Source organism: Vibrio sp. Vb0937 (assembly GCF_033338855.1).
Genome location: NZ_JAWOTK010000340.1, coordinates 1 through 1,161, shown reverse-complemented (window position 1 = coordinate 1,161; position 1,161 = coordinate 1). Strand labels below are relative to the sequence as shown.

Below are 1,161 nucleotides of genomic sequence, written 5' to 3'. Positions count from 1 at the left end.
TAAAGCAGATTGAAACCAAAGATGTTGCACGTAAGCGTGTTGGCCTTGTTGGTCAAACAAAAGCGCCAGTTCGTGAAGGTGTTGAGCTGTTTGATGCTGATGGTGCGAAAATTGGTATCGTCACCAGCGGTACAGCCGGTCCAAACGCAGGTAAGCCAGTATCAATGGGTTATGTGCGCGCCGATCTTGCTGCGATTGGTACGGAGCTGTTCGCAGAAGTGCGTGGAAAAATGCTACCGATGACGGTTGAAAAAATGCCGTTTGTACCGCAACGCTACTACCGCGGTTAAAACTGAATGAAACAAAAATGCCGAGCTGAATAGCTCGGCATTTTTTATGTCTTCTTTTCGCTTATTGGCTTTTTAGTTTACCGCTTCATCGATGGTACAACACATGTCGATAACGATGTCTTCAAGCTTGCTAGGGTGGATCATATCTTCTTTCGCGATTCTGAATTGCGTCGCCATGATCGTATTAAACAATTCCCAGTGTTTGATCAGCAGTTGTTCACGATTGTCTGCGATATCTGGCCATGTTTCTTGCATCATTGGAGCAAGGCTGACTGCGCCGTGTGCAAAGATCAACATCTGCCATTTTGATTCCCACTGATCGAATTGTGCTTCTGGGAATTCACTGTTGTACTGCGCGAAAATGCTCGTGAAAATCTCGGCAAACTCGTCTTTTGACTTTAAGAAGTAGTCAAACAGCGCGTTATCATCTTGTCGGATTGAGTCCGCAATCATTTGCACTGGATGAGGGTTCACGAGTGCAAACGCCAACATGCGAACCATAAACAGGTAAATCTTGCGATTTGATGGGGTGTTCTCAGGCATTTCGTTGATTAGGCCTGCCATATAATTTTGCAGGAACTCATCCATCGCGTCACTCACTGCTTGCCAGATTTTCTCTTTGCTGCCGAAGTGATGACGAATCAAACTATGTGATACACCCGCCTTTTCGCTGATGTTTCTTAGCGAGACTCGCTCGTAACCCAGCTCACAAAACATATCTGCAGCGACCTTAAGGATCAGACACTTAGTTTGTTCTGCGGCTTCAGCGCTACGTCGGCCTTGCTTTCTTACATTCATAGTTCGATTTTTCCCGAATATTAATCAACGTGCCTACTTTTACCAGAAACCGAACGCTTTGACTAATTAATTT

General features: G+C 45.2%; 2 protein-coding genes. One reads left to right on the top strand and one right to left on the bottom strand.

Annotated features, from left to right (window positions below; all coding sequences use genetic code 11):
- Positions 1–290 (top strand): glycine cleavage T C-terminal barrel domain-containing protein (locus R7P67_RS25545; protein ID WP_318086414.1); only part of this gene is annotated, 290 nt, incomplete at its 5' end.
- 72 nt (positions 291–362) lie between these two features.
- On the opposite strand, the gene vdeR is transcribed toward R7P67_RS25545, so the two are convergent.
- Positions 363–1,088 (bottom strand): efflux transporter transcriptional repressor VdeR, encoded by a 726-nt coding sequence (vdeR, locus tag R7P67_RS25540; RefSeq protein ID WP_005478460.1) that lies wholly within the window; start codon positions 1,086–1,088, stop codon positions 363–365.
- Positions 1,089–1,161 lie beyond the last annotated feature (73 nt).

Excerpts from the sequence above, each read along its gene's own strand:
- vdeR (WP_005478460.1), bottom strand. The coding sequence starts at position 1,088 with ATGAATGTAAGAAAGCAAGGCCGACGTAGCGCTGAAGCCGCAGAACAA.